The organism is Paraburkholderia hiiakae (assembly GCF_904848665.1).
Lineage (GTDB): Bacteria > Pseudomonadota > Gammaproteobacteria > Burkholderiales > Burkholderiaceae > Paraburkholderia > Paraburkholderia hiiakae.
Window position 1 is genome coordinate 186,675 of sequence record NZ_CAJHCQ010000002.1, and the last position, 26,138, is coordinate 212,812.

The window sequence follows — 26,138 nt, forward strand, 5'->3', positions numbered from 1 at the left end:
TGCGTCGTCAAACGAGATTGCAGCTGCCTGGTGGCCGCGCACGATCGTCAGTTCCTATTCGTCGCGCAACAAGCGCCCCGCATTGGCGATCACCACGAACGTACCCACGTTGTGCAGCACCGCGCTCGCCACGGCGCTCAACACCCCAAGCGCCGCCAGCGTGATAACGGCCACCGTCCATGCGAGGCCGATCGCCGCATTGGCGGTCGCGATGCGCCGGCAGCGCCGCCCGAGGCGCACGCTGTCCGGCACGCGGCGCAGGTCGTCCGCGAGCAGCACGATATCGGCGGCGGCCACGGCGATATCGATGCCGCGCTCGCCCATCGCCACACTCGTCGCGCCAGCCTTGATGGCGAGCACATCGTTCAGGCCGTCGCCGACCACCATCGGGCGATGTCCCGCGCCGATCTCGCCCAGCACGTAGTCGAGCTTGTCGTGCGGCAGCGCATGCGCCACCACGGTGTCGATGCCCACCTCGGCGGCTACGCGGCGCGCCACGCGCTCGCGGTCGCCCGTGAGCAGTGTCGCGCGCTCGATGCCGAGCGCACGCAGCCCGTCCAACGCTTCGCGGGCTTCCGCGCGCACCGTGTCGGCAAAACCGAACCATGCGAGCAGGCGGCCATTCAGCGCGAGTCCCACGCATGGGCCGTCCAGCTCCGCGGGCGTGGGCGGCAGCACGCTCACGTACTGTTCGAGCAGGTCGTGGCGGCCCAGCACGGCTTCGCCCTCGGGTATCGTTGCGAGCACACCGAGTCCGCGCAGTTCGCGCGCGTGCGGGGGCGGCCCGGCTTGCGCCGTTCCCGGCGCACCGTAGCGCACGAGCGCGCGACATACAGGATGCGCGCTAACCTGGGCAAGCTGCACGGCCAGCGCAAGGGTGCTGGCTTCGTCCACGCCCGGCGCAAGCGCCACCGTCGTCACGCGCAACTCGCCGTGTGTGAGCGTGCCTGTCTTGTCGATCACGAGCGTATCGATCTCGGCGAGCGCGTCGATAAACGCAGCATTCCTGAACAAGATCCCGCGCCGTGCGCCCGCCGCAATGCCCGCGATGGCCGTGGAGGGCGCCGCCAGCACGAGCGCGCATGGGCACGCGGCGACGATCACCGCCAGCATGGCGGAGGCGTTCGCGCTCACGAACCACACGATCGCCGCGATCAGCAGCACGAGCGCGAGGTAGGCATCCATATAGCGTTCGAGCGCCTGCGTGATGGGCGGCTTCGCGGCCTCGGCGCGCTGCATCAACTCGACGACCTTGCCGAGCGTCGAAGCCTCGCCGACGTGTGTGATCTCCACGCGCAACGGGCCGTCCAGATTCATCGCGCCGCCGAATACGCGCGCGCCCTCGCCCGCGTCCTGCGGCAGCGATTCGCCCGTGATCGGCCCGTTGTCGATGGCGGAGCGCCCGTGCCGCACGATACCGTCAGCGGGCACACGTGAGCCGGGCAGCACGTCGACGACGTCGCCGGGGCGCAAGCTGTCGTACGGCACGGTCTCGACCACGCCCGCCGCGTTCACGCGCCGCACGTCGCCGGCAGTGAGGCGACCCAGCGCGCGTATCGCCTCCTGCGAGCCGAGCACGCTGCGCTCTTCGAGCGCGTGGCCGAAGGTCATCACGATGGGCAAGAGCGCGGCCGTCGTCATGTCGCCCACCGCCCAGGCGCCCAGCATGGCGAGCGCGATGAGGCGGTCGGTCACGCCGTGCAGGCTCGGCGTCTTGAGACTGCGCCACGCGCCCGCGAACACGGGCGGCGCGACCACGATCGAAGCCGCCGCCGCCAGGACTTGCGCAAGCGTGGCATTGCCGGGCGCGAGATGCGGCCATGCGAGCGAGAGCAGCAACAGCGCGCCCGCGAAAAGCGCCAGCAGTGTGTGGCGCGTGATGGCGCGGCGCTCGGCGTCCGACATGACGAGCGTGGCGACGGATTGCCTTCCATACCCTCCGTGTGCGCCGCGACCTTCGTGCGCGTGCCCATGCGCGTGCGTAGCTTGCTCTTCGTGCGCGCTGCCGCCTGCGCGATGACTCGTCGGCGTTTCGAATGGCGTGGTCATGGCGCGCGCCCCGGCAGCACGAGGCTCGATGCGTCGTTGGGGTCGAGCGTCGTCACGCGCGCGGCGTGCGCGAGGACCGCCTGCACGCGGTCGCGATACGCGCGCGCAAGCAGCCCCGGATCGTGATTCGCGCCGAGCGCCGCTTCGAGCTGTGCGATCGTCGAGGTTTCCGACTGCGCCGTCGCCGCGCGCTCCGCTGCACTGGCTTGCGCGTCCTGCACGATGCGGTCGGCGCTTTGCTGCGCGTGCTGCCGCGTTTTTTCCGCGAGTGTGCGTGCCTGCGCGACGTCACGCTCGGCGTTCTGCAGCGAAGTCAGCACCGCGTTGAACGCATCCACGGCCGAAGCCGGAAACGACGCTTGCAGATCCATACGCGAGACTTCGATGCCGAGCCCGGCATGCGCGGCAGTCAGTGCGTCGAGCTGGCGCTGGACCGCGCGCGCGAGATCGCCGCGCAATTGCTCGCGGCGCGCGGCCATTTGCTGATCGGCGGCCACCATTTCCGGGCGCGCGACGAGGATCGAATCGAGGTCGCGTTGCGCAGCGGTCTGAGCGACTGCGGCCGAGACGATGCGCTCGAGCGCGGCGTCGAGATGCTCGAGCTGCAACGCATACGCATAAGGGTCGCTGACACGGTAGAACAGCGTCGCGCTCACCTGCACGACGCCGTTGTCGCCCGTGAGCACGTAGCCGGAACCCGCGAGCGCGTCGCTCGCGTCGCCCAGTTGCGTGGGCGCGCCCGGATCACGCGCAAGCGAGACAATGCGCCGTTCGAGCACACGCTCACTGCCGGGCACGAGCAGCACCGTTTCGAACGGCTGCGGCAACGCGACGAGCAGCCCCGCGCCCTGGCTGCGCACGTAGGCGCCAAAGCGCATCACAACGGCGCTGCTGTCCGCGGGAATGCGGCGCACGTTCGAGGTGGCCCAGGCAAGCGCAGCGAGTACGGCAAGCGCCGTAATGAACCAGAACGACAGGCGCACCGCCTGTGCGCCGGGCCCGAGCGCCGGGAAGTTGTCGCTCGTGCTCATGGTGCGTGCCCGCGCGTATGGGCATTGGTTGCGGGCGCAACGACCGCGCCTGACTGCGCGGTAGCCGCGCCGAGCCCAGGCGGCCCCTGCACCAGCGCGCGGAATGGCGCGGCGTCGGTGCGCAGGATCAGGTTCGTGTTGCTATTGACGACCGTGCCGAGTGTGTCGAGCGAGCGCAGCATCGTATAGAGCTGCGGATCGGCGGCGTAGCTCTTGCCATAGATGGCCGCTGCGTCCTTGCGCGATTGCGCCTCGATATCGGCGGCTTTCACGTTGGCGTCGGCGATCAGCACGCGCGCATCGCGATCCGCGTCCGAGCGGATCTGCGCCGCTTCGCGCAGGCCTTCGGCCGTGCGCTGCGCGGCCACGGTCTCGCGTTCGGCGCGCATGCGATCGACGGTCGCCGCCAGCGTCACGGCGGGCAGCGTGAGGCGCTCGAGCCCAACCTGCACGACGTGCACGCCATAGGCCGCATAAACCTGCGCATCGACCTGGCGGCGCAACGCCTCTTCGAATGCAGCGATGCGGACCTGCGACGGATCGGTGTTCACGAGCGAAGCCAGATCGAAGCCCGCGGACGTGGTCTGCAATGCCGAGCCGACCAGCGAACGAATCTGGCGCGCGGCTTCGTCGGGTTCGTTGCGCACCGCGCGCACGAAGCGGCCAATGTCGCTGGCGTTGGCGGGCACGCGCCAGGCCACGTAGGCCTGCACGATGATGCGCAACCCGTCGCGCGTGCCGACATCCTGCAAACCGCTCGAGGTCGTGTGCAGCCGCAGATCCACCGGCACCGCGGCTTCGATGGGCGCGGGCAAGCGCCACGCGAGACCGGGCCGCAGCAGCACGCGCACCGGGTCGCCAAAGCGCGTGACGACTGTCGCTTCGCCCTCGCGCACCTGCACGACGCTCGCCACGACGAGCGCGACAATCACGCAGAACAGCGCGAACGCCACGCGCAACGCAAAACGCCGTGGATTCACGGGCGCCAATCCACCTGCGCCGCCTGCACCGTGGTCATGATGATGAGGAGGATGCGCATCGCCGTGCGTATGCAAAAAGCTCACGTTCGAATCACCTTGCTCGATAGATGGGGTAACGGGTTACCACGCCTTTTTCATGCCCGCCGCCGTAGCCGGGCTCAATGTGCGCAGGTCGATCGTCGCGCGGCTGCCGCTCGCGAGCCGGTCATCGATCACCGTCACGCTCGCGTTCTTCAGCCCTTTTTGCAGGCTGTGCAGGTAATACTCGAAGCCGAATGCCGGGCCGCCGAGCTGCTGCGCGATCACGTCGGCGTCGAAGCCGATCTGCTGGGCGCGCGCGGCGGCAAGCGTGTCCGCCGCGTTCGCACTGCCCTGCGCGATGGTCTCGATCGCCTGCTGCTGCGCTTGCCCGAGCGCCGCCGCCGCGAAGCCGCGCGCCTGCACCACGCTGGCCTGCGCGCGAATTTGCGCGGCCTGCACGCCGTGATACGCGGCGGCCGCGCCCGCGGGCGGATGCACGCTCTCGATCACCACGGCCACGACCTCGATGCCGCTTGCGAGCCGGTCCAGCTCGTGCTGCACGGTGCCGCGCAACGCGCCGGCCATGGCCGTTTGCGGCGTGTCGAGCAGCGACGGCAGCGTGCGCGACGCGAGGTAACGCACGACCTCGCGGTTCGCGATCGAGCGCACCGTATCGTCCATATCGACAGCGCGATAGAGCGAGGCGCGCGCCGCGGCATCCGTGAGTCCGACGCGATAATCGAGCCGCACGTCCGCGCTCACGATCTGGAACGCCTGCTGCGCGCCGCTCGTGCCCGCGATCACCTGGGTCGTCTCCCACGGATGCGTCACGTCCCACAGGCGATTCAATTGCGCGGGCGTGTCGCCGTCCGCGGAAACGGGCGGCGCGGCGCGGCTGCTGTCATTCGCGCTGCCCGAGACGATCAGTTGATGGACCGCGCCGTTGTCGATCACGCGCGTGCGGCCGAAGGGCCAGGGCAGGCCCGCATGCAGCCCGGGCTGCCACACGGCGACAGGCGCGCCAAAGCGCTCGTACACGGCGCGCTGATCGGGGCCGAGAATCGTCACGCCGCCCAGCAGCCAGCCCGTCACCACCATGGTCACGAGCGCACCCGGCAGGAGGCGAACGAAGCTTTGGAGCGCCCAGTTCTGCCGCAAGTCGATACCGTAGCGCATGCGCATTTGGGCGTTGAATGCGGCGAGCGGGCGTCCCCGAATGCTCAGCACGCCGGCGATGGTGCTATGCAGGAAGCGGTCCTCTTCGGGCTTTGCCAACGACGCGAGCAGCGCACGCAGGCCGAGTTCGACGGCAATCGCGCCAGAAAGCAGGACGACAATACGCACGAGCCACGTGAGCGCCTCGCCCGCATAAGCCTGCGCCGCGACCGAAGCCGCCATGCTCAACGCAGCGACGAGTACCACACGCAACAGCCCCGCGAGCGCGGCGGATTCGCGCGATTGCGCGCCGCGCTGCGCATGAAAGCGTTCGGCCACAAGCGCAGCAAAAGCGATGACGAGCGCGGCGGCCCCCGCGACGAGAAAAGCTGCGGATTCACGCTGCGGAGCCGATGGCGCAAACGCGGGAGACGTCCACGCATAGACGGCGAACGCAAGCGAAACGAGCGCGGCGAGCGGCGCAACCCACCGTTGCCACGGAAGCGACTGCAGCAGGCCGCGCATGTCGGCGGCCTCCGAATTGCGCTGGAACGCGAGGCGCAAGAGATGCAGCGAGGTCTTCAAGGCTGGCTCGCCGGACGGCGCGCGCGCCGCCAACAGCCGCGAGCCGAAGATGACGATGAATAGATTGAGGCACGCGCTCGACATCAAGGCGCACACGCGCGCATCGAGCGGCAAAGCGGGAACGAAAGCCAGCACGGCGAACACGGCAGCCAGGCCCAACGCGGACCAGCCAAGCCTCATCTGGCCCGCACGACCGCCGAGCCAGCCATATCCTTCGCGGTGGTCGCGCGATACGCGATGCATCATCAGCAATCCTTACATCGTAATTACACGAAATGAGCGGGCACGATACGACCACCGATCGCGCGAGGCTGAATTTCGCGCGCCCAATGTAGCGCGCTCAAATCCGAAACTCAATATAACTGGGCTCGCGCATCCGTGCCCCACTATATAGCCGATTCGGAGCACAATACCTTCAGTCAAATTCGTCTGCTTTCTGTCACGCGAGCGGCCCCACACGCGGTCACGCCACGATCGCAATTCCCGAGCTGCGCATCAACCCGAAAGTCATCACATGGACGGCTTGTTGATCGGACCGGCAACACGCAGGCAGGCGCTCTTCGCCAGCGTATGCGCATTTGCGATTCTCCTCACGCTCGCGCTCGCGGCGCCGCGTGCGCGCGACGCCTTGCCCGGTATCGCCCCGTTCATGCCGATGTGCGCGCTCACGGTGTTCACCACCTCGAGCATCGCGGCTTTCCTGCTGGGTGCGCGTTTCGCGGCGACGCGCGTGGCCATGCTCGCCGCGCTGGGCGGCGCTTATGCGTTCACGGCCATTACCGTCGCGCTGCAGTTGCTGATGTTTCCTGGCGTGTTCGCACGCACGGGCCTGCTCGGCGCGCTCCCGCATAGCGCCGCATGGATGTGGGTGTTCTGGCACGGCGGCTTTCCCGCGCTCGTCATCGTGGCCGAACTGGTGCGCAAGCGCCTGCCCGCCCCGCCGTTCGCCCGCGAACGTCTCGATGCACGCGGCTGGCTGCTGATCGCGGCCCCTGCAGCGCTCGCCGCCCTGCTGGGCGTGCTCGTGACGCATGTCGATCTGGCATCGCCGTTTCGCGACGTTGCGAATGCCGCGCCAGCGGCTTCTCCTTCTGCCGCGCGAGCGTCGGCCATCGCGAACAATCTCGCGGGCCTCGTGATCTGCGCGCTCAACCTGATCGCCATCGCGCTCGTGGTGCTCAAAGGCCGGCTGCGCCTCGTGCTCGATTTGTGGATCGTGGTCGCGCTACTCGCCTCGCTCGTCGATGCTGCGCTCAATACGCTCAGCATCGAGCGCTTCACGCTGGGCTGGTATGTCGCGCGCGTGTTCAGCATGTTCGCACCGGGCGTGCTCGTGTGCGTGCTGGTGTGGGAAGTGATGGCGCTCTATCGCCAGCTTGCTGAAGAACACGCCACGCTGATCCGCGCTTCCGCGCGCGATGCGCTCACGCGCGTCTACAACCGCAGCTATTTCGACGAGCAGTTCCGCCAGGCGTTCGAGCGCGCCACGCGCAGCGGCCAGCCGCTCTCGCTCGTGATGCTCGACGTCGATCACTTCAAGCACTACAACGACGCCTTCGGCCATCTGCACGGCGACGCCTGCCTCGGCGCCGTAGCGGGCGCGCTCGCGGACACACTTGCGAACACACTGCGCGAGCCGGGCGGCTTCGTCGCGCGCTATGGCGGCGAAGAATTCGCGCTGGTCCTGCCCGATACCGGCGCGGATGACGCCGCGGCGCTTGCCGAACGCGCTCGCGCCGCAGTCGAGCAGCTCGGTATTCCCTCTCCCGCCGCAGGCGGCCTCGTCACGGTGAGCGCGGGCTGCGCCACCCGCGACGCGATCGTTGCATCGTCCCCCAATGCGCTCATCGAAGCCGCGGATGCCGCGTTATATGCCGCCAAGCACGCCGGCCGCAACCGCGTGAGCCACGCGGGCGCGAGCATCGCGTAGAGCGCGGCTGAGACGTTGTCTGGTGCATTGGCATCGGTGGCATTGCCTTAAACGCCATTGCCATAAGCGCAACGCATTTGGGTTTCAACCAGGTGCTTCCACGTCGCGGCATCAATAAAGTGCGTGCTATGGCCTGTATCGGCATTTGCATACGTTGCGCGCAACCCATGCAAATCCGTCGATGCATGCACATTTTGCTCCCCACACGCTTTCAAAATGTAATGAGGAATCGGGATGTCCATTGAAAAATCGGCGGAAATTGCCGCCCGCTTCGACCGGCTGCCGCCGTCGCGCACAGTCTGGTCGATGGTGATTCTGCTGTCGCTTGGCGGCGTATTCGAGTTTTACGACCTCTTCTTCACGGGCTATGTCGCGCCCGGCATGGTGCATTCGGGTCTTTTCACGCCGGAGTCGCTCGGCTTCTTTTCCGCACTCGGGCCGCTCAAGGTGGCCGGCTTCGGCACCTTCGTGTTCTCGACTTTCGCCGGGCTGTGGGTCGGTGCGCTCGCGTTCGGTCAGGTGGCCGACCGCTTCGGGCGGCGCATCATCTTCACGTGGTCGCTGATCTGGTACATGGTCTGTACGGCCATCATGGCGTTCCAGACGAGCGGCGAAGCGCTCAATATCTGGCGCTTCATTGCCGGCATCGGCATTGGCATCGAACTCGTGACTATCGACACGTATATTTCCGAGCTGATCCCGAGCGGCGAGCGCGGCCGTGCCTATGCGGTCAACCAGTTCATCACGTTCAGCGTGGTGCCGGTGGTCGCGTTTCTCGCCTATATCCTCAAGGACTCCCATCCGATTGGTCTCGACTACTGGCGGGTGGTGATCCTGATCGGCTCGGTAGGCGCAGTGGTGGTGTGGTTCCTGCGCCGTAGCATTCCCGAAAGCCCGCGCTGGCTCGCGCGTAATGGCCGCGAGGACGAGGCCGAGCGGATCGTGGCCGACATCGAGCGCCGCGTCATCGCCGAAACGGGCACCGCTTTGCCGCCGCTCGGGCCGATCTCGCTTGAAAAAGCCGGACGCGGCTCGCTAGGCGAAGTGCTGCGTGCGCCGTATTTGCGGCGCACGGTCATTCTGTCGATTTTCAATATGGCGCAGGTGATCGGCTTTTACGGCTTCGCCGCCTGGGTCCCGACGCTGCTGATCGCCCGTGGCGTTCACATCACGCAAAGTCTTGCGTACGCCTTTGTGATCGCCATCGCCAACCCGTTCGGGCCACTGATTGGCGTGTGGTTCGCGGACAAGCTGGAGCGCAAGACGCAGATCGTCGGCGGCCTGCTCATCATGGCCGTGGTCATCACGCTATTCGCGCAAGCCACGCAGCCATGGGTCCTGATCGTGCTGGGCGTGCTCTTCACGCTCGCTTCGAACGTGATGTCCTACGCCTATCACGGCTATCAGGCCGAGCTTTACCCTACGCGTATCCGCGCGCGCGCCGTCGGCTTCGTGTACTCGTGGAGCCGCATTGCCGCCGCGTTCGCGGGGCTCGCTATCGGCATCCTGCTCCATCATTACGGTGTGCCTGGCGTGGCGGTGTTCATCGGCGCTTCGATGCTCGTGGGTATCGTGATGATTCTGCTTGGGCCGGCTACGCGCGGGCTCTCGCTCGAAGCTATCAGCCATTAATCGGCGCGATCGTCAAAACAGCACATGTGATTTGACGATCATTTGCGCGGCCGCGGCCAGCACGCACACGAGCACGACAACGCGAAACGCCAGCGGATGCAAGTTGTCGCGCAACGGTCGAATAATCAGCATGCCCGCGATGGCGGGCACGCTGGCCGCCGCCGAAATCGCGAGATCGACGAGATTGGCGTGCGTGCCGTGGCTGAACGTCGTGATGAGCGTGATGACCGAAACGACGAGAATGATCGCGATCTGCTTCGTGAAGGCACGGCCCGTGGCGCCCGACGCGATCAGATACATGGCGAGCAATGGCCCCGGCACGGCGGCAATGCTCTCCATGAGCGCCGCCCCGAAGCCGAGCGCGAAACCCACTGGCCTCGCGAGCGCAGGCGCGAGTTTGAAGCGCGGCGAGACGAGCAGAAGCACCGCCGCCACGATCAACGCCACGCCCGAAGCCGCCTGCGCGTGATGCGGCTCGAGCGCGATGAGCACCGACACCCCAATCACATTGCCGATCACGGTGCCAATTAATGGCGCCGCGATACTGCGCAAGGTAGGCAGCATTTCGCCCCCCTCCAGCGCCTGCGGAATATTACCGAGAATGATCGGCATGGAGAGCAGCAGCACCGCTTCCTTGACCGGCAAAAAATGCGTGACGATGGGCATGGCCACGAGCGGCACGCCAATGCCCGTCACGCCCTTCACCATACCGCCCAGCACCAGCGCAACCGCAATGCCGAGCAATTGAAGTCCGTCGAGCGACTGAAGATAGGGCGCAAGAAGGCCCGAGGAAAAAGAAAGGCCGGACATCGGTGACCAAAAAAGGCAATGGACGCGCGTCGTTTCGCGCCGCTCATGTGAAAGTGGCCGCGGGCGTCGAAACGCCGGAGCGGCCACCGGTTCGCAAAGCGATTCTCGCTTATGCGGCTTTCCGAGCAGCTTTCCTCGGGGTTGCTGCCTTGGCGCGCTTCGCAACGGTTTTCTTCACCGCCGCTGCATTGGCGCGCGGTTTCCGTGCGACTTTGGCAGCAGGTTTCGCCGCGCTGCCCTCGATCAGGAATTTCGAACGGTCTTTCACGTCGCGAATCCATGCCGGCGCACGGCCACGGCCGGTCCACGTCGCGCCCGTTTTCGGATCGGCGTATTTGGCCGCAACGGTGCGCTTCGCTCCTGCGGCTTTGACGCCTTTGCCGGGCTTGCGGCCACGCTTCTTGCCGATAAAGTGCTCGATGTCGGCCATGCTCAGGCCGTGCCTCGCCATCAGATCGCGAATTTTCGTGAGACCAACGGATGTTTGTTTTTCCACGATCGTTTCGGCCTGCTTTTGCAGTTTTGCGATCTTCGATTGAATTGCATCCAGGGTGACCATTCACTCCTCCTTATTCAAAGTTTTTACGGACACCCTTCAATCATCTCTGGCCGATCGAATTGCGATTTTGTCGGCCGGGGCGTCGCGAAAGACAGGGTGATTATGAAGTCAAATCACACATGCTGGCAATTTTAGACGATTGTTTTGTAGTGAAAAACATGTTTCTTGATCAGACTATTGATTGTTTCGCAATCAAAGTCCCCGTGAATTTTCATTGCGCAACATTCGCGCCGCTACGCGACAACAGGCGCGCGCTGCAATTCGACAACATTGACCTGCGCGCCAAATATCTCGCGAATCAACGGCAAAAGGTGATCGTGGTGCGTGAGAAACAACACCTGAGTTTTCGCGGAGAGATTCCGTAATGCCGCGAACCCGGCTTTTGCGCGTTCGTCGTCGAAATTGATGAACAGGTCGTCGGCAACGAAGGGCAGCGCCGCCTTGCTCGCCAGCTGCAATTCGAGCGCCGCGATACGCAGCGCGAGAAAAAGCTGATCGCGCGTGCCTTCGCTCATTCCACCCACTTCCACGGTTTTTCCGGTGCTGCGCCGCGCATGCAACGCGGGCGGATTGCGTTCGTTATCGACTACGAGCCGCGCGAATTCACCGAGCGTGAGTCCGCTGAATATTTCCCCCGCGCGACGCAGCATCGGCCCTTGTTTTTGGTCGCGATAACGATCCGTTGCCCATTTGAGCAGGCGGCTCGCGGTCGCGGCTTCTAAATATTGCTCCGCGGCTTCGCCCATGGCGCTCAGGGCTTCCTGGCGCTTCGCCTCCGCGAGCGCGGCATTGGCCTGGCCGTTGATCGCGTCGAACGCCTGCCTGGCGCTCACCTGTTGCTGCAGGCACTCGCTCAATGCGAGGTTGCCCGCTTCGCGTTGCTGGTTCACGGTTGTGAGCAGCGCGGGCACCTCGGTGATGAGCTGCTCCGCGATCTCCGCGGCGATGGTTTCCTGCGCAAGTCCGTCGCCTTCGCGCACGAGCGTGTCCCGCGCTGTTGAGATCGCATTCGACAACGCGCGGCGAGCGTCGGAACGCGCGGCGAGCGGCAGCGCCGCGTCGATTTCGTTCACGCCCGCGAGCTTCAGGATGGGCTCGATGCGCGCCTGTGCGCCCGCGACCGCCGCAGCGGCATCGGCTACGCGGGTGCGGGCTGTCTGCATGTCGGCATCGGCCTGCGCGAGGGATTTCGCCGTTTCGCGCGCGGTTGCGAGTCGCGCCGCGAGTTGGCACGCCACATCGATTCCATCGCTCGACGCAGGCCAATTGGGTGCGAGCGTCTGGGCGAGGCGTCGTGCGTCGGTTTCCAGCGTCTCCAATTGCGCGCGGATCGCGCGAATGCGGTTGCGAGGTGCTTCGGCGTCCGAAAAAGCGGCCGAAATGGCATTGGCGAGTTCGACGGCTCCCTCCGCCGCCGCGAGCGTCGCAGCGCGCGTGCCGAGATTCGCTTGCGCGAGCGCCTCGCGCCACTGCGTCTGCCACTTTGTGTAGGCATCCTGCTCAATCGTCAGTCTGGATTGCGCGGATTCGCTCGCGCGTTCAACGTCGCGAATCTGCGCTTCCAGACCTTCGCGCTGCACGGCGCTCTTTTGAGCCGACTGCACGACTGTTTCAGCGACGCCGATCAATGTCGTCAGCGCATCGTCTCCGTCTGCCTGCGCCACCGGGCGCAGCGTTTCGAGCAGCGCCGCATGCGCCGCGATGCGCGCCGCTCGACGCGCTTCAAGCTCGCTCGCGCGGCGGTCGCTTTCGCTCTGTGCATTGAGCGCCGCTTCGCGATTCGCTAGCCACGCGCTCATATCTGCAAGCAGCATGCCGGGCAGTTGCGCGTCATTCGCAATCTGCGTCCAGCCATTGCGAAAGGCTTCGAGTTCGCGCTCGCGTTCGCTTAGCGCCGCAAGTTTGCGCTGCGCATTCGCGCGCGCTGTTTCGACTTGCTGACGCAGATTCTGCAATGTAGCCGCCGCCTGCGAAGTGCCAAGTTGCGCGTCGACGAGTTCGTCGGCCAGGCGCATCGCGTCGTCCACGATGGGGGCGCCATCCGCGAGACTGACACGCGCCTCCTTGACCTCGTCCCACGCGCTATCGCGGCGCGTGCGCGCCGCCTGCACTTGCGCAGTCGTGACAACCTTGTTGCCCTGCGTGAAATGCTTCTCCTGCAATTCGAAGCGCTCGATATCCTCTTGCGCGGCCGCTGCCGTTTCTCGCGCGGCGGCCACCGCGCTCACGCGCTCGCTTTCTTCCTTTTGCAGCGCAGCCAGGCGCGTGGCCGATGGCAGGTCGAGCGCGCGCAGCGCTTGCACTGGCCTGCTCCATTGGCCCAGCAATTGGCGTTTCTCTTCGACCGTGCGTTGCGCGTCCGCCAGTTCACGCTCGAGCGCGCTTTCCTTCGTCACGCTGTTGCGCAATTCGCGCGCATCGTCGAGCGCGGCGCGCAACGCATGCGGCACGTCGATGCCGGGCAAGCGCGCAAGCTGCTCCTGCAATTGTGCGAGCTTGCGCGTCTGTTCGCCATGCGCCTCGCGCGCCGTCGTGAGTGCTTGCTCACGCAGACCGTGATCGCGCAGCAGGTTCGTCACCGTCTTCAACGCAAGCGCACCGGGCAGCGCAGCGCGCAATGCAGCTTCGTCGCCCGGCCAGCCAAGCTGGGCCGCAGCGGCGAATGCGGCGTCGAGATGGTTGCGGATTTCCGTTTCACGCACCAGCAATTCGCGCGGATGATTGACGCATTCGCCGCGCAGCGCGTCGAGCGCGTCGATTTCGGCGGCCAGCGCCAGTGCCGCGCGATCGGGCTCGATCGCGTCATGTGACGCCTGCTTGCCGGCGAGATCGACCTGGCGCGCTTCCTGCACTTTTCGTTCGGCCGCGATGTCGGCTTGCGCTTTCAACAGATCGGCATAAGCGGTGGGCGGCAAATCGACGACCTCGCCCAATGCGGCCAGCTCGTTCTGCTTGAGCGAAAGCTCTTCTATATAGGGAGCAAGGCGGCGCACGCGCTCGAGCTTCGAGCGCTGCGATTCGAGACCGCGCTGTTCGGCGCGCAAACGCTCGATAGTCTGTTCGACCGTTTCAAGCGCGTCCTTTTTCTCGATCCAGTCGCGCGTGCGCACTTGCGCCGCCTTCAGTTCGCTCGTTGCCTCAGCGAACGACGTTTCCGCCTGTGCATACGCACTGCCGCTACGTCGTGGTGCCCAGAGTTCGGCCGCGCGATTGTCCAGTTCCTCGCGCACGGGCCCGAGGCTCCCGACGCCCGCTGCCGATTCGAACAACACCTGCCCGAGCTTGTCCGACGCATCGAGAATGCTGCGGCCGCCTTCAATGAGCCGCGCATGATCGAGGCCGAACATCTGCTCGAAGAACTCCTTGCTCGCGCCGTCGAGAAATGCGGCGAGAAAATCGTCGGGCAGCTTGTCGTCTTGCGGGCTGCGCAGCGAGTTGCGTCCGCGCGCGCGATGAAAACGCTGCTCGGCCGCGCCGTTTTCCAGCACGCCGCCAATACGCAATTCCGGCGTGCCATGGAGGAAATCGAGCGGCGTTTGCAGGCGCATGCCGAACAGCAGTTCCGACACGGCGGTCCGCACCGTGGACTTGCCCGCTTCGTTCGGCCCCACGATGACGTGGAAATCGTGTGCCGCGTGGGGAAACGGCAAGGTCGTATCGGTGAACTTGCCGTATTTGATCAAATCGAGTTGCTTGAGACGCACTGGTCATTCTCCCGTGGAAAGACGCGCGAGCAGGGCGGGACCGACCTGCTCGACCAGCGCCGCGAGTTTGCCGTCGCGGGCCAGTTCGAGCAGCGGGGCGTCTTCTTTCACTTCGCTGCGCACCTTACCGACGAACGCGCGCAAATCGCGTTCGAGCAGCGCAAGGAATTCGGGGTCTTGCGTGGCGGCTTCGAGTATCTGTTTGAGATCCGCGAGCGCTTCGATCTGCTCGTTCTGTGCGGCAGCCGTATCGGCTGGGCCTGTTTCGAGTTTGACCTTTTCCAGCCACAGCTTGTCATTGCCGATAATGCCGATCTGATTGAGCACTTCGGCGCGCAATTGCGTGGCGCGCCCGAAAAACAGTCCATGCGCCGGCGACTTGCCCGTCACCGTCACGCGCACCGCGCGCGGCACATGCGCATCGACGGCTAGCAGCGCTTCGAGCGTTGCGCCAATCTTGCGCGACAGATCCGCAACGCTTTCGCAGTCGCTCGCATCGACACGCAGCGATTCCCAGCGCAGCACGTCGAGGTAGAGACGCTCGACCTGCGTGCGGCCGCCCTCGACACTTACGAGCACGGCGCCGCGGCGCCCGGTTTCACGGATGTGCCGCCCCTGGAGATTGCCCGGGAATACGATGGTCGATTGTTCCGACCACTGCTGATATTCGTGTACGTGGCCAAGCGCCCAGTAGTCGTACCCCTTCGCGTGCAATTCGGAACGCGTGCATGGCGCGTAGGTCGCATGCGCGGAATAGCCTTCGAGCGCGGTGTGGAGCACACCGATGTTGTAGTAACCGGAAACCGGCGACGGGTAGCCCACCGCGAGATTTTCGACCACGGCCTTGTCCTTGAAGCTCTGACCGTGCAACGCGACCTTGATATCGTCCAGCACATGCGTTTCTGGCTTGCGATGACTGAATACCACCACGTTGTCCGGCAGCGTGAGTTTCCTGGTCATTTCGCTTTCCGCGTCGTGGTTGCCCCACAGGGCGAAGACGCGAATGCCGGCCTTGCGCAGACGTCCCATCTGCTGACCGAAGAAAATGCCGGTGTTGTGGTCCTTCCAGTCGCCGTCGTAGAGATCGCCGGCAATGACGACGAACGCGACTTCTTCTTCAATGGCGCGATCGACGAGCAGGCGCAACGCCTCGCGCGTGGCATTGCGCAGCTGGCCGGCCGGCGCATCGGGATAGGCGCTCAGACCATGTAGCGGGCTGTCGAGGTGTAGGTCTGCCGCGTGGATAAACTTCACGACGTGTCCTCTATTGTGTTTGCGGGCGCTGAATGGGGAAAAGGCGATTGCTGCTGTCTGGCGCGAGCGGCGCATTGTGCGCGCTGGCGATTTGAGCACGAATAGGAGCCCGGATTGAAGCCCTGGAATATGGCTCGACAATGCGGCCCAATTTTAATCGACGCATGGGTCTGTTTTGGTTAGCGTGGCGCGCCGAGGCGCCATGCATGTGTCGGCATGCGCTGCGCGGTGTTAATTCTTCGGTTGTTGAGTGTGTCGTGCAAGTTGCTTGATGCAAAGATCAAAACGCGGGTGGAAGGCCTGCGCGTGACCGTGCTGCAAAGATTGCGCATCACTTTGGCGCAACGTATGCGCCGTAGGTCGCGCTGGTCGAATGAATTGCGGAACATGCCGCTGGGATGATTGGGGCAACGGCGGCGTTGCGAGTTCTGCTCGCTGGCTCGCTGGTTTGGTTTGTTCTTCATACTGGCGAACAGCGTGAGCAATGCTGAGCGGACGCGCATCCCCTGGAAGCCTGCTTCTGAAGGGTTGTTTTTGATTGGCGCAGCCATATTGTCAAAAACTACAAAATACGTATCAAAATATACGATTGGCGCTGGGTGGGTGGTTTTTATCTCGATGACGACCGTTCTCGATATGTTTCAGGGTCGGAGAGCCGTTATGCTCGTGAAACAAGTACTAGAATTTGGTTTGTTTTTGGCACGAAAGCCCCAAGGAGCAAGAGTTTCGCCGATTTCACGATTTTGAGTGAATTGTTTCACGGCGGATTGACCGCTTTCCGAGGGAGGGTCAGCGCAACGGTCGATGAGTTACCGGCTATGCATCCGTTGTTTTCCCTTGGGGGCGATGTGCGGTTGGCTCACCTACCGGACTTGCGCTACTCGTTTTGTATTTCCTGACGACGGGCACGCCGGTCGCCGCTCTGATTGCTTGATTGTGATTGCCGAGGCACGGGCGCGCGTGTCTTACATCGACGGTTATGGCGCTCTGTAGTGTTGCAGCGGAACTGTCGGTTAGTTGCATTTGCCGCTGGTACTGTTGGTGCGTCAAAAGCGAGTTGTTCAGCGATGAATGGGAATGCCGCCGCCGCTTGCCACAAGAGCAACGCATAGAGCCGAACGGCCTCGCGCACCTGAGCACGCAGACCGGGTCTCTAGCACGCTACCGTGGCGAACGGTACTACCCTGCTCACATACGGCGAGTAGCAAACGCCCCTCTGAGACACAGGCTATCCGATCGGCCACGTGCTGGCCTGCCAGTCTTCTCTCAAGGCACTTTACTGGGAGGCGTTGTTTGGGCTGCGCCGGGGCCGGCTGGGGAGAATCTCAGCGCAACGCGCAAGAGATGGGTGTAAGTGCATGGCGCCAGGTTGTCGCCGCGAGACCACAGGCGCAGAAGCGGACAGCGCTATGGTCGGGCTCGTTGGCACGAACGCGAGGCGTGAAATTTGATGCGGCTGGTCGTCGATGCTGCTCATCGCCGTGGAGACATCTGCTGTAAATCAAAGTCGGCGATGTGGGGAGTCCATGTCGCCAAGCCACGCGTACGACTTCCCACGGTGCGGTTCGAAGGCCAACCTGGAAGCTGACCATAGCGAGGCTGTTGGTGCATACCGCTCCCGGCGTACGCACCCATAGTTATAGAGCGACGCAATGGGGCCGCGCCAATTGGCAGCAGCACTTGCTCTTTTCGAAACGTGCGGAACGTGGTGATCTCCGAGCTTTTTGAAGCTGCTTGATCTCGAGCCCAGTCGCCGAGGCGTCGTCGCTTTCCATCGGAGCGCGAGCGCTCCTTAATCGACGCCATAGAGCGTTGAGATAGGCTGTCGGTGTGTCGACTCGACACACCGACAGGTGGTATACGGCACACACGCTGACCACACCGGATCTAACCGGGACGGCCAGCACGATGGACATCAGCGAGCGTTGATCCGCGAGTCGCACATGAAGCGCATCGCATCGCATCGCATCGCATCGCGGCGCGGCGCGGCGAGGATGCGCGTGCCCCGCACATAATCCACATATGGCACCTAAGGGGCATGTTTCGGATTGCGATCGCCTGAGGCCTCCACGGCACCGAAGCAGCGACTGTGTGTCGACTCGACACACGTCCTCGGACAGCAAGTCATGTTGCGCGCGAGGGGTCATCCTCACACACACAGCACGATGGCGGAGTCGGAGAGATGGCATCAACCTTGTTTGCGCCCCACCACCGATGCGCTGCATGTCGCAGATCGCGATTCCCTAAGGCGGTCGCGGCGAGGATGTTGCGACGGTGTGTCGACTCGACACACCGCCTCGGACAGCATGTTGGCATGCGCGCGATAGGTCACCAATTCGCGCACAAGACCATGGCGCGGTCTTAGAGACCCATCGTGCTTTGTTCTCGTGTGTTCCACGATTTTCCCAGTTTGCGGTCATGCTCCGCGTGTGTCGACTCGACACAGTGCCCCAATCAAATGAGTTCGAGGACCGCAGCGCCTGGCTTCCCCGCACGCCGGACACCGGCAGAAACCGGTGAGCATGGCATCTTCCAAATCGGAGTCGATACGGCCATATTCTTCGGCGCGTGACGAGCACGCTCGTCGTGTGTCGAGTCGACACACGAACGCTCAACGGGCGGCACAGGCATTTTCGACGCCAACTCACTGCGGCAAGACACGAGCTAAAGACTCTCCGAGCCATTGTGTGTCGACTTGACACACGAAGCAGTTCGCCGTGTCCCATCGACAGATGCGCTGCTCTCCGGGACAGCTCCGCGATGCGTCAGCTGCAAGTGCAATCCACCCACGCAGAGCATTTTCATCGCCGTCGCCTTCCCGCCGCGATGGCATTGCCGATGTGTCGACTCGACACACAATCTAAGCCGCAAAAAGAAAAAGCCCGCCGAAGCGGGCTTCCATCCACATCAACAGCTCAAGGCTCAATCAGCCTGGTTTTACGTTGAACAGCTGGCTAATCAACTCCCGGATTTGCGTCTCCTGGGCATCCGACAACACGCCCGTCTTCAGCTTCACCGTAAAGCTGTTGGTATCTTTGGTAATGCTTCCCGCGTGGCTCTTGCCCGAAAATATCTTCTCAATGCTGCGCTCGGATACACTTTCGGTCGATTCACCCCGGTCGGCTTGAGCACCGATCGCTGCAGCCAGCTTACCTTGATCCAGAGTCCGGCCGACTACGGCTGGCCACAAATCACGCGCGGCCGAAAGCCCTGCTGAGCCGTACTTTTTGATCGCTGAGACGACCTCATCAGCAGCCGACCCACCGAGCAGTCGAGGATTCAAATCAAGATCGCGCCGAATGAAATCCGGCAGATTTTCAAAGGCCAGAAAGCGGTACAAGCCTTTGCGCGACATACCCAGCGCCTCGGCCATGCGCTTGCGAGTCGGAAACTCCCGCTCGGCGCGGCGTAGCGATTGCCCAATCTCATAATCAGTGAGATCTTCACGACCGACGTTTTCGACCAGAGCGAGCACGGCCATGTCCTGATCCGAGCACTCGATCACAGACGCACGAATGTCCTGCGCCTGAATCAGAGCGTGCGCGCGCAGACGTCGTTCCCCAGCGATCAACTGATAGCCGTTCTCCGCACGGCGAACGACGATCGGCTCGATGAGCCCGACTTCACGGATCGATTCGGCCAGCGATGCAAGACCCTCGTCGCCGAAAATCTTGCGGGGCTGCCACGGGTTCGGCTGGATCGCGTTCACCGGAAGCATGAGCTTGTCGCTCGTGTTCTCCAGTTCCTGGATGCGCTGCTGCGCGACCGCCAACGCACCGAGCATGCCAGGTCCAGTCTTGAACGCGCTGCTGCGGCGCGGTTCCGCCGGCGCAACGGCGGCCGGCCGTTCGGCGGCTGGACGCTCCGAAGACGAGCCGAGCTCAGCGGTCTTCGCCGCCATCTTGTCGCGGAATGAACTCACTTGCCGGCCCTCCATTGTTCTACGTAAAGATCGTCGATCCACTGTACGTAATCAGTCAGCGGTTGACGCACGCGCGCCACCGTCTTATCCGCGAGGTCGCCCTTGCTGATGTCGAACACGGTAGCCATGGCCAGTGCGCCGTTGCTCATCGCGGAACTGGCCGGCACCTCGAGCGCGTTCACCCAGTCCTTGTAGGTCCGCTGCACCCAGGAGCGCACGACCGGTGCCGATGATGTTTTGCCGTAGTCGACCTTCGAAAGCAGAACGGAGACGAAGTCGTACGTCTTCTCGTCCCCGCGTTCCATGATCGTATGGGCGAGGTCGGAAAACAGGCTCCAGAACGACACCGAACTGATGAAATCCAGACTCTCGGGCACGAGCGGCATGACCATCGCGTCGGCGGCCATGAGCGCATTGATTGTGAGATAGGACAGCGACGGCGCCGTATCCAGAATGATGTAGTCGTATTGCTTGCGCAGCACTTCCACGCCCTGGCGCAACAGGTCCCAGAACTTGAACCCCGGGTTCTTGATCACGGTACCCGGAATATGGAACTCCGCTGAAAAGAGCGTGGGGTGCGCCGGAATGACGTCGAGCCCATCCCAGTAGGTTTCCTGCACGAAATTCAGCAGGCCGCCTTCCATATGCGGGTCGTAGATGAACGGCAGGACCGTGCTATCCTCGGTCACTTCCTTCTCGGCGTACAGGCCGCAGAGTTCCGTCAGCGACGCTTGCGGATCGAGGTCGATCAGCAGGACCTTGCGGCCACGCAAGGTCAGGCCTTGGGCGAGACACATGGTCGTGGTCGTTTTCGTCGAGCCGCCCTTGAAGTTGGCAACGAGTATTACCTTGCCGTCGGCGTCGCGTACGCCGGTATGGAGCGGTGTCTGATAAATATCGGAAACCTGCTGGACCCAGGTTCTCGCCTCAGGCAGGGTGAAGACCCGGCTTCGCCCGGACCCTTGTGCCACGCCTTGCGGGAGACCCTCGCGGGTGGCAAGCAGGTTGTTCAGTTTGATGCGATCAATGCCGCACATCTCTGCGACCTGGGCCGACGTAAATGTGGGCGCCATCTTTCGCGGCCGCGGCGCCAGCATCATCTCCCGAAGCTCTTCAGATAGACGCCCTGCCTCTTCGGCAAATTCAGTGATCGCGGAAAGATCCACACGTCGATCGATCGACGGCAATTCGATAGTCTTCGCCATTAATACGCTTTTTATCAGAATTTGGATAAAGCGTAGAATACAGGAAAAGTGTATGAAAACACACTAATTGAGGGCGATATGAAAAAAAATGACCCTTCAAAACGGCCTGTATTGCCCTCGCGAGACATTTCCAAGGGCAAAGCATCAGTAAATCAAGCAAAGCCACCAGCGCCCGTATAGGCCTGTCCTTCCCGGTCTGCCTATTTTTTGCGCAATCATTCGGGGTCCGAGCGATTCGTCGCAGCGTTCGTGGTCGAGGTTTTTGTGCAAACCCAGTTGCCAATCGGTCCGCGCTGACTTCAGCGCTCACATATACCCTGTGTGGTCACGGTTTTTGTGCAGTTCTCCTGCCTCGGTCGTCGGCAAGCGCAGATACCACCGCCAGGTAACGCTTTTTGTGCTTCCAGATTTCTGTTGCCCAGCGTAACCCGCCGGCACTGCACAAAAACCGTTACCGTGTGCAGCCAGCGAAAGCCTTCCCGCCTGGCTCTACGCCTATATTGCACAAAAACCGTTACCCCGTTCCCTTTCTACGCCCCGCACGGCCGCAATTCCGTATCTCCTGGCAGTCCAATTCCACCTGAAAGCGCCCCCACGCCATAGCTGCACAAATTCCGTTACCTCGCGCCAGCGGCCAACGAGTGAACCGCCACGCCCCGAACGCACAATAAACGTTACCTCACGCGGCTCCGGCCGTACGATGCACAAAAAACGGTGCTATCACTGCATATCTCCCGCTGGCACAAAATCCGTTGCCTTCCGCTTTCCCGTCGAAAAGTCACTCTAAGCAGGGTTCCACCGACTGCCGTCACCAAGTTCAGCACGATCTCGGCTCGCGACTAGACGTTCTGCACACAAACCACTTCCTTAGCGCATGCGCTCTGCACAGAAATCGTTACCCCTCTACGGGCTTGGCCGAGCCGAAGGCCGATCGAGTGCTGGCTCTTTACCGCAGAAAGCCCTTAGACATGGCGTTACGTGGCCAATCTGCTATGAATCCTTTGAACGAATTGCGAGACACAGCACGTCAAAATTCGCGCAGAGCATCTATTTGGGGGAGCGGTTTGTTTGTTTACTTAAAGATAAAAACCCACCAACCAACTAACGAATGCACGCGTTTCCTTTGATTTCAAAGACTTGTCCTTCAAAAGTACCGTTCTCTGTGCTCGCTGCACCGTTTTATGTGCAGCCAGGTTCCGTTTTATGTGCTGTCGCTGTAGAGATATTTGTGCAATCAGGTACGTTTTTTGTGCGCGAGCCGAATCGGGTGCCTGTTTGAGGTAACGTTTATTGTGTTGACTTGTGTTTTCGTAGTGATAGAGTGCCCGCCAATGTCGACGGGGAGAGCGTACGTATGTCGGAGGAGAGCGGGCGAAGGACTACAACAGTGCAGATGTCGCTGGGTCTCTTTGAGGAGATGTCCGGCCAGCCGATCAATGAGAGCACGCGCGAGATCGGCTTTCAGCGCAACAATGTGTTCGTCGCCATCAACGGGCTTGGGCTGTCGTCGCGTCGTTTCATCGACGCCGCCTATTTCATTGCCGCCCAGGAGCCCGCGCCGCGCGATACCTACGACGTCGACCTGAACTACTTCAAGTGGCTCATGCGCTACGAGAGCCGCAACGTGCGCCATTTGCAGAGCGTCATCAAGGAAGCGCAGCGCGTGCTGATCGAGGTGACCGACACGCCACCCGACCGCGCGCCCAGCGAAGACGACCAGTGGATATCCGAGCAGCTGATGGGCAGCGTCAAGATCGGCAAGGGGCGTATCCAGTTCCGCATTCCGCCGCTCATGCTGCGCCACATCACCGGGCCGGACAAGCATCACTGGCTGAATCTGTGCATCACGGCGTCGTTTTCGCAGACCTACGCCCGGGCGATCTACGACTACGTTCTCCCCTTCGTGGTGGCGGGTTTGACCGACTGGATCGAGCTCGACGTCATGCGGCGCTGGCCCGGCAAACTCGGTACGAGCGCGTCGGAGTTCAAGCATTTCCGGCCCAAGTACCTCGACCCCGCGGTGCGTCAGATCAACGAACTATCCGACATCGACCTCAGCTACGAAACCCGGGCCGACTCGGAAACTTCGCGCAAAATCAACAAGATCCGCTTTCGGATGAAGCGCAAGGACACGGTCGCCGCGTTGCTGAGCCGGCAGCCCGACGCGCACGACCTGCTGCTCACGCTCAAGGAGGAGTTCGGCCTTAGCAACAAGCAGTTCGACGTAATTGCGGAACATCGCATGAGCTGGACCGACGAGCGCATCCAGCAGGCCATCGAATACACGCGTTTCCGGCTCAACCAGGGCAAGGTGACGAAGAGCCCCGCGGGCTATCTGATGAAGGCGCTGAGCCACAACTGGCAGGTCTCCGAGGCCGAGCGCAAGATGGTGGCGATCCAGAGCGAGCTGGCCGTGGCGGCCACCGCTCAGGAGAGCGCCAGGACGGTGGCGACCACGGCGGTGAAGCAGAGCATCGCGGCGCGCGACGAAGAGGCGAGGTCGCAGCGCAACGAGGAGGTCAAGCAAGGCCGCGAACACTTCGAATCGGCCGACGAGAAGACCCGCAAGGAGCTGGTGCGGCTCTACATCGCCTCGCAGGCCGGCAAGCTCATGCTGCGCCGCCTGAAGCTCGAGGCGGGGGCCCTCTCCGACGCGAACATCCTCAACCACTCCGATTTGTCGTGGTACTTCGGGCAATTCGTCTACGGGAAGATGAAGCAGCTTGCCGTGCAGTGAGCGTCTTCAATACGCTTGACGGCTGATCTGCCGGTGGGTGTATTGCGGCCCCGCCCCGCAGCCCGTCACTGCCTCCCGCGTTCACGCAGCGGAAAATGTCCAGTCGATCAACGGGTTAGGTCACTGGTTCCAGGCGTTCTCCACAAGCTTGTGAACAAAATCTGTGGGTAACTCAAACGCCATGCACAAACCCGCGAAGCCATAAAAAAAGGGAAGGCGCACTGCCTTCCCTTTCTTCACAAGGCGACGACGCCTTACTTCTTCTCGTCGTTCAGTTGCGGCAACGTATAAGCCGCACCCGGCGTGAGCAGACCAACCTTCGAGTACACGCGCAGCTTCTCACGCGTATCGGTGATGTCGAGGTTGCGCATCGTCAGCTGGCCGATACGGTCGCGCGGCGAGAACGTCGAGGCGACCTTCTCCATCGACAGACGCTCCGGCTGATACGTGAGGTTGTCCGACTTCGTGCTGAGAATCGAATAGTCGTTGCCGCGGCGCAGTTCGATCTTCACTTCGCCGGTGATGGCGCGCGCAACCCAGTGCTGGGCCGTTTCACGCAGCATGATGGCTTGCGGGTCGAACCAGCGGCCCTGGTACAGCAGGCGGCCCAGACGGCGGCCGTTCTCGCGGTACTGCTCGATGGTGTCTTCGTTGTGGATGCCCGTCACGAGGCGCTCATACGCGATGTAGAGCAGCGCCAGCCCCGGGGCTTCATAGATGCCGCGGCTCTTTGCTTCGATGATGCGGTTCTCGATCTGGTCGCTCATGCCCAGACCATGACGGCCACCAATGCGGTTCGCTTCGAGCAGCAGTTCCACGGCGTTCGGGAAGGTCTGGCCGTTCAGTGCGACCGGCTGGCCTTCTTCGAAGCGGATCGTCACTTCTTCGCGGTCGATCTTGACGTCGTCGCGCCAGAACGCCACGCCCATGATCGGGTTGACGATCTTGATGCCGCTTTCCAGGCTCTCGAGGTCCTTCGCTTCGTGCGTTGCGCCGAGCAGGTTCGAGTCGGTCGAGTAAGCCTTTTCGGCCGACATCTTGTACTCGAAGCCCGACTGGCGCATGAACTCGGACATTTCCGAGCGGCCGCCCAGTTCGTCGATGAACTGCTGGTCGAGCCACGGCTTGTAGATCTTCAGGTCCGGATTGACGAGCAGGCCATAACGGTAGAAACGCTCGATGTCGTTGCCCTTGTAGGTCGAACCGTCGCCCCAGATGTTGACGCCGTCTTCCTTCATCGCGGCCACGAGCATCGTGCCCGTCACGGCGCGGCCGATCGGCGTCGTATTGAAGTACGTGACGCCGGCCGTCGAGATATGAAACGCGCCGCACTGCAGGGCGGCGATGCCTTCCGCCACGAGTTGCGCGCGGCAGTCGATCAGGCGTGCACCGGCGGCGCCGTATTCGGTCGCGCGGCGCGGGATCGAATCGTAGTCGTCTTCGTCGGGCTGGCCCAGGTTCGCCGTATAGGCGTAAGGCACGGCGCCCTTGAGCTTCATCCAGTGCAGCGCGGCGCTGGTGTCGAGGCCGCCGGAGAAGGCGATACCGACCTTTTGGCCGGTCGGAAGGCTTTCAAGAATTGTGCTCATGATGAGAAAGAACCCGGTAGGACGAGAATGCGAAGGGAATTCGGTCGAATCGTCAAGTATGTTGTATCCCTGGCCTTTCGGCAAGCCTGGCGGGGAGGGCCGCAGGCCCCGTTCGACGCGGCATCCACGTAAATAAAAAAGGGGCGCAGCAAGGGGGCGTGCTCAGCGCAGGCTGTCCCAGGCGGCTTCGATCGCATGCAGTGCGCCCATCACGATCGAGCGGTTCAGCGCGGCGGCCAGCACGCCGTCGCGCTCGGCGTACGCCTCGCACAGCCGCTGGTGGTCGGTGCACGAACGCTGCAAACGCCCCGGCAGCGAGGTGCTCAGGTGGCGCAGGCGGTTCGTGCGCATGCGCATGGAGTCCAGCACCTCCTTGAAGATGCCATTGCGGCTCACGCGCAGTTCCTCGTCGCGAAACGCGACGTTGGCCCAGAAGTAGCCGTCCACGTCACCGTTGGCCGCGACTTCGGCCAGCTTGCCATGCGCGCGCCAGAGCGCCGCGATGTCCTCGTCCGTGGCGTGCTCGACGATCGCGAGCGACACCTGCCCGTAGAGCAGGGCGCGCAGTGCGTAGATTTCGCGCACTTCCTTTAGCTGCATGGCGGCCACGCGGGGACGGCGGCGCGGCGACCAGTCGACGAGGCCCTCGCGCGTAAGCGCGAAAAGCGCTTCGCGCACCGGCGTGCGGCTTACGCCGAAGCGTTTGGCGAGATCAACCGAATTGAGATCGTCGCCAGGACGCAGCCGGCCTTCGATGATGCCGCGCGCCACCCAGTCGACGATCTCGGCCACGCTCGACTGCTCGCCCGTTTCCGGGGCGGCCATTACGCCGACATCTTCATCCATGCGCTTTCCCCCGAGGCGCCGCGACCGGCCCGGCGCAGCGCTGCCGATTGTAACAAACTCAATGCCGGCTTCGCTTTCGAAGTCACAGGTCGGTCCATTAAGTGTATACACTAAACCGAGAATATCTCA

At 63.2% G+C, this 26,138-nt stretch carries 16 protein-coding genes; 3 read left to right on the top strand and 13 right to left on the bottom strand.

Features of this window, described 5'->3' with window-relative positions; all coding sequences use genetic code 11:
- Window positions 1-54: 54 nt before the first annotated feature.
- From JMY28_RS04810 to JMY28_RS04825, 4 genes are all read right to left on the bottom strand, one after another.
- Entirely contained in the window at window positions 55-2,049 is a 1,995-nt protein-coding gene (locus JMY28_RS04810) for a heavy metal translocating P-type ATPase (RefSeq protein WP_201694759.1), read from the bottom strand.
- Window positions 2,046-3,080 carry an SPFH domain-containing protein gene (locus JMY28_RS04815; RefSeq protein WP_201694760.1) on the bottom strand — a complete coding sequence of 345 codons (1,035 nt, stop codon included), beginning with the start codon at window positions 3,078-3,080 and terminating at the stop codon, window positions 2,046-2,048. Before JMY28_RS04815 ends, JMY28_RS04810 begins: the two co-directional genes overlap by 4 nt.
- Window positions 3,077-4,060 (bottom strand): protease modulator HflC, encoded by a 984-nt coding sequence (gene hflC / locus JMY28_RS04820; RefSeq protein ID WP_236596697.1) that lies wholly within the window; start codon window positions 4,058-4,060, stop codon window positions 3,077-3,079. Before hflC ends, JMY28_RS04815 begins: the two co-directional genes overlap by 4 nt.
- A gap of 120 nt (window positions 4,061-4,180) precedes the next feature.
- Window positions 4,181-6,067 (bottom strand): SPFH domain-containing protein, encoded by a 1,887-nt coding sequence (locus JMY28_RS04825; RefSeq protein WP_236596698.1) that lies wholly within the window; start codon window positions 6,065-6,067, stop codon window positions 4,181-4,183.
- 268 nt (window positions 6,068-6,335) lie between these two features.
- On the opposite strand from JMY28_RS04825, the gene JMY28_RS04830 reads away from it, so the two are divergent.
- Both JMY28_RS04830 and JMY28_RS04835 read left to right on the top strand, forming a co-directional pair.
- Entirely contained in the window at window positions 6,336-7,751 is a 1,416-nt protein-coding gene (locus JMY28_RS04830) for a GGDEF domain-containing protein (protein WP_201694762.1), read from the top strand.
- 306 nt (window positions 7,752-8,057) lie between these two features.
- Entirely contained in the window at window positions 8,058-9,383 is a 1,326-nt protein-coding gene (locus JMY28_RS04835) for an MFS transporter (protein WP_201695183.1), read from the top strand.
- Between the two features lie 12 nt (window positions 9,384-9,395).
- Here JMY28_RS04835 and JMY28_RS04840 read toward each other — a convergent pair whose 3' ends face one another.
- The 7 genes from JMY28_RS04840 to JMY28_RS04870 form a co-directional block, all read right to left on the bottom strand.
- Window positions 9,396-10,193: a sulfite exporter TauE/SafE family protein gene (locus JMY28_RS04840; protein ID WP_201694763.1), complete on the bottom strand. Its 798-nt coding sequence runs from the start codon at window positions 10,191-10,193 to the stop codon at window positions 9,396-9,398.
- A gap of 109 nt (window positions 10,194-10,302) precedes the next feature.
- Complete coding sequence (locus JMY28_RS04845) at window positions 10,303-10,752, bottom strand: H-NS histone family protein (RefSeq protein ID WP_201694764.1); 450 nt, start codon at window positions 10,750-10,752, stop codon at window positions 10,303-10,305.
- 233 nt (window positions 10,753-10,985) lie between these two features.
- The gene (locus JMY28_RS04850; protein WP_201694765.1) at window positions 10,986-14,456 is read right to left on the bottom strand and encodes an ATP-binding protein; all 3,471 of its coding nucleotides are present in this window, start codon (window positions 14,454-14,456) and stop codon (window positions 10,986-10,988) included.
- A 3-nt stretch (window positions 14,457-14,459) separates the two neighbouring features.
- Window positions 14,460-15,710, bottom strand: coding sequence for a metallophosphoesterase family protein (locus JMY28_RS04855; protein ID WP_201694766.1), 1,251 nt, complete (start codon window positions 15,708-15,710; stop codon window positions 14,460-14,462).
- A gap of 179 nt (window positions 15,711-15,889) precedes the next feature.
- On the bottom strand, window positions 15,890-16,261 hold the full coding sequence (locus JMY28_RS04860) for a hypothetical protein (RefSeq protein WP_201694767.1): 372 nt from the start codon (window positions 16,259-16,261) through the stop codon (window positions 15,890-15,892).
- 2,375 nt (window positions 16,262-18,636) lie between these two features.
- Window positions 18,637-19,632 (bottom strand): ParB/RepB/Spo0J family partition protein, encoded by a 996-nt coding sequence (locus JMY28_RS04865; protein WP_201694768.1) that lies wholly within the window; start codon window positions 19,630-19,632, stop codon window positions 18,637-18,639.
- Window positions 19,629-20,837, bottom strand: a complete 1,209-nt coding sequence (locus JMY28_RS04870; RefSeq protein ID WP_028208684.1) for an AAA family ATPase — start codon at window positions 20,835-20,837, stop codon at window positions 19,629-19,631. Before JMY28_RS04870 ends, JMY28_RS04865 begins: the two co-directional genes overlap by 4 nt.
- A gap of 1,393 nt (window positions 20,838-22,230) precedes the next feature.
- Between JMY28_RS04870 and JMY28_RS04875 the strand changes: the two genes are divergently transcribed.
- Complete coding sequence (locus tag JMY28_RS04875; RefSeq protein WP_236596742.1) at window positions 22,231-23,574, top strand: replication initiation protein; 1,344 nt, start codon at window positions 22,231-22,233, stop codon at window positions 23,572-23,574.
- Between the two features lie 254 nt (window positions 23,575-23,828).
- Here the strand turns inward: JMY28_RS04875 and argG are convergent, their stop codons facing one another.
- Window positions 23,829-25,163, bottom strand: coding sequence for an argininosuccinate synthase (argG, locus tag JMY28_RS04880; protein WP_201694770.1), 1,335 nt, complete (start codon window positions 25,161-25,163; stop codon window positions 23,829-23,831).
- A 162-nt stretch (window positions 25,164-25,325) separates the two neighbouring features.
- Window positions 25,326-26,009 (bottom strand): GntR family transcriptional regulator, encoded by a 684-nt coding sequence (locus tag JMY28_RS04885; protein ID WP_201694771.1) that lies wholly within the window; start codon window positions 26,007-26,009, stop codon window positions 25,326-25,328.
- Between the last annotated feature and the right edge of the window lie 129 nt (window positions 26,010-26,138).

Bases quoted from the DNA above. Each gene is read 5' to 3' on its own strand.
- JMY28_RS04870 (WP_028208684.1), bottom strand. From the start codon at position 20,837: ATGGCGAAGACTATCGAATTGCCGTCGATCGATCGACGTGTGGATCTT.
- JMY28_RS04835 (WP_201695183.1), top strand. From the start codon at position 8,058: ATGGTGATTCTGCTGTCGCTTGGCGGCGTATTCGAGTTTTACGACCTC.
- JMY28_RS04825 (WP_236596698.1), bottom strand. From the start codon at position 6,067: ATGATGCATCGCGTATCGCGCGACCACCGCGAAGGATATGGCTGGCTC.
- JMY28_RS04860 (WP_201694767.1), bottom strand. From the start codon at position 16,261: ATGGCTGCGCCAATCAAAAACAACCCTTCAGAAGCAGGCTTCCAGGGG.
- JMY28_RS04845 (WP_201694764.1), bottom strand. From the start codon at position 10,752: ATGGTCACCCTGGATGCAATTCAATCGAAGATCGCAAAACTGCAAAAG.
- JMY28_RS04830 (WP_201694762.1), top strand. From the start codon at position 6,336: ATGGACGGCTTGTTGATCGGACCGGCAACACGCAGGCAGGCGCTCTTC.
- JMY28_RS04875 (WP_236596742.1), top strand. From the start codon at position 22,231: ATGTCGCTGGGTCTCTTTGAGGAGATGTCCGGCCAGCCGATCAATGAG.
- JMY28_RS04810 (WP_201694759.1), bottom strand. From the start codon at position 2,049: ATGACCACGCCATTCGAAACGCCGACGAGTCATCGCGCAGGCGGCAGC.
- JMY28_RS04885 (WP_201694771.1), bottom strand. From the start codon at position 26,009: ATGGATGAAGATGTCGGCGTAATGGCCGCCCCGGAAACGGGCGAGCAG.
- JMY28_RS04840 (WP_201694763.1), bottom strand. From the start codon at position 10,193: ATGTCCGGCCTTTCTTTTTCCTCGGGCCTTCTTGCGCCCTATCTTCAG.
- argG (WP_201694770.1), bottom strand. From the start codon at position 25,163: ATGAGCACAATTCTTGAAAGCCTTCCGACCGGCCAAAAGGTCGGTATC.
- JMY28_RS04815 (WP_201694760.1), bottom strand. From the start codon at position 3,080: ATGAGCACGAGCGACAACTTCCCGGCGCTCGGGCCCGGCGCACAGGCG.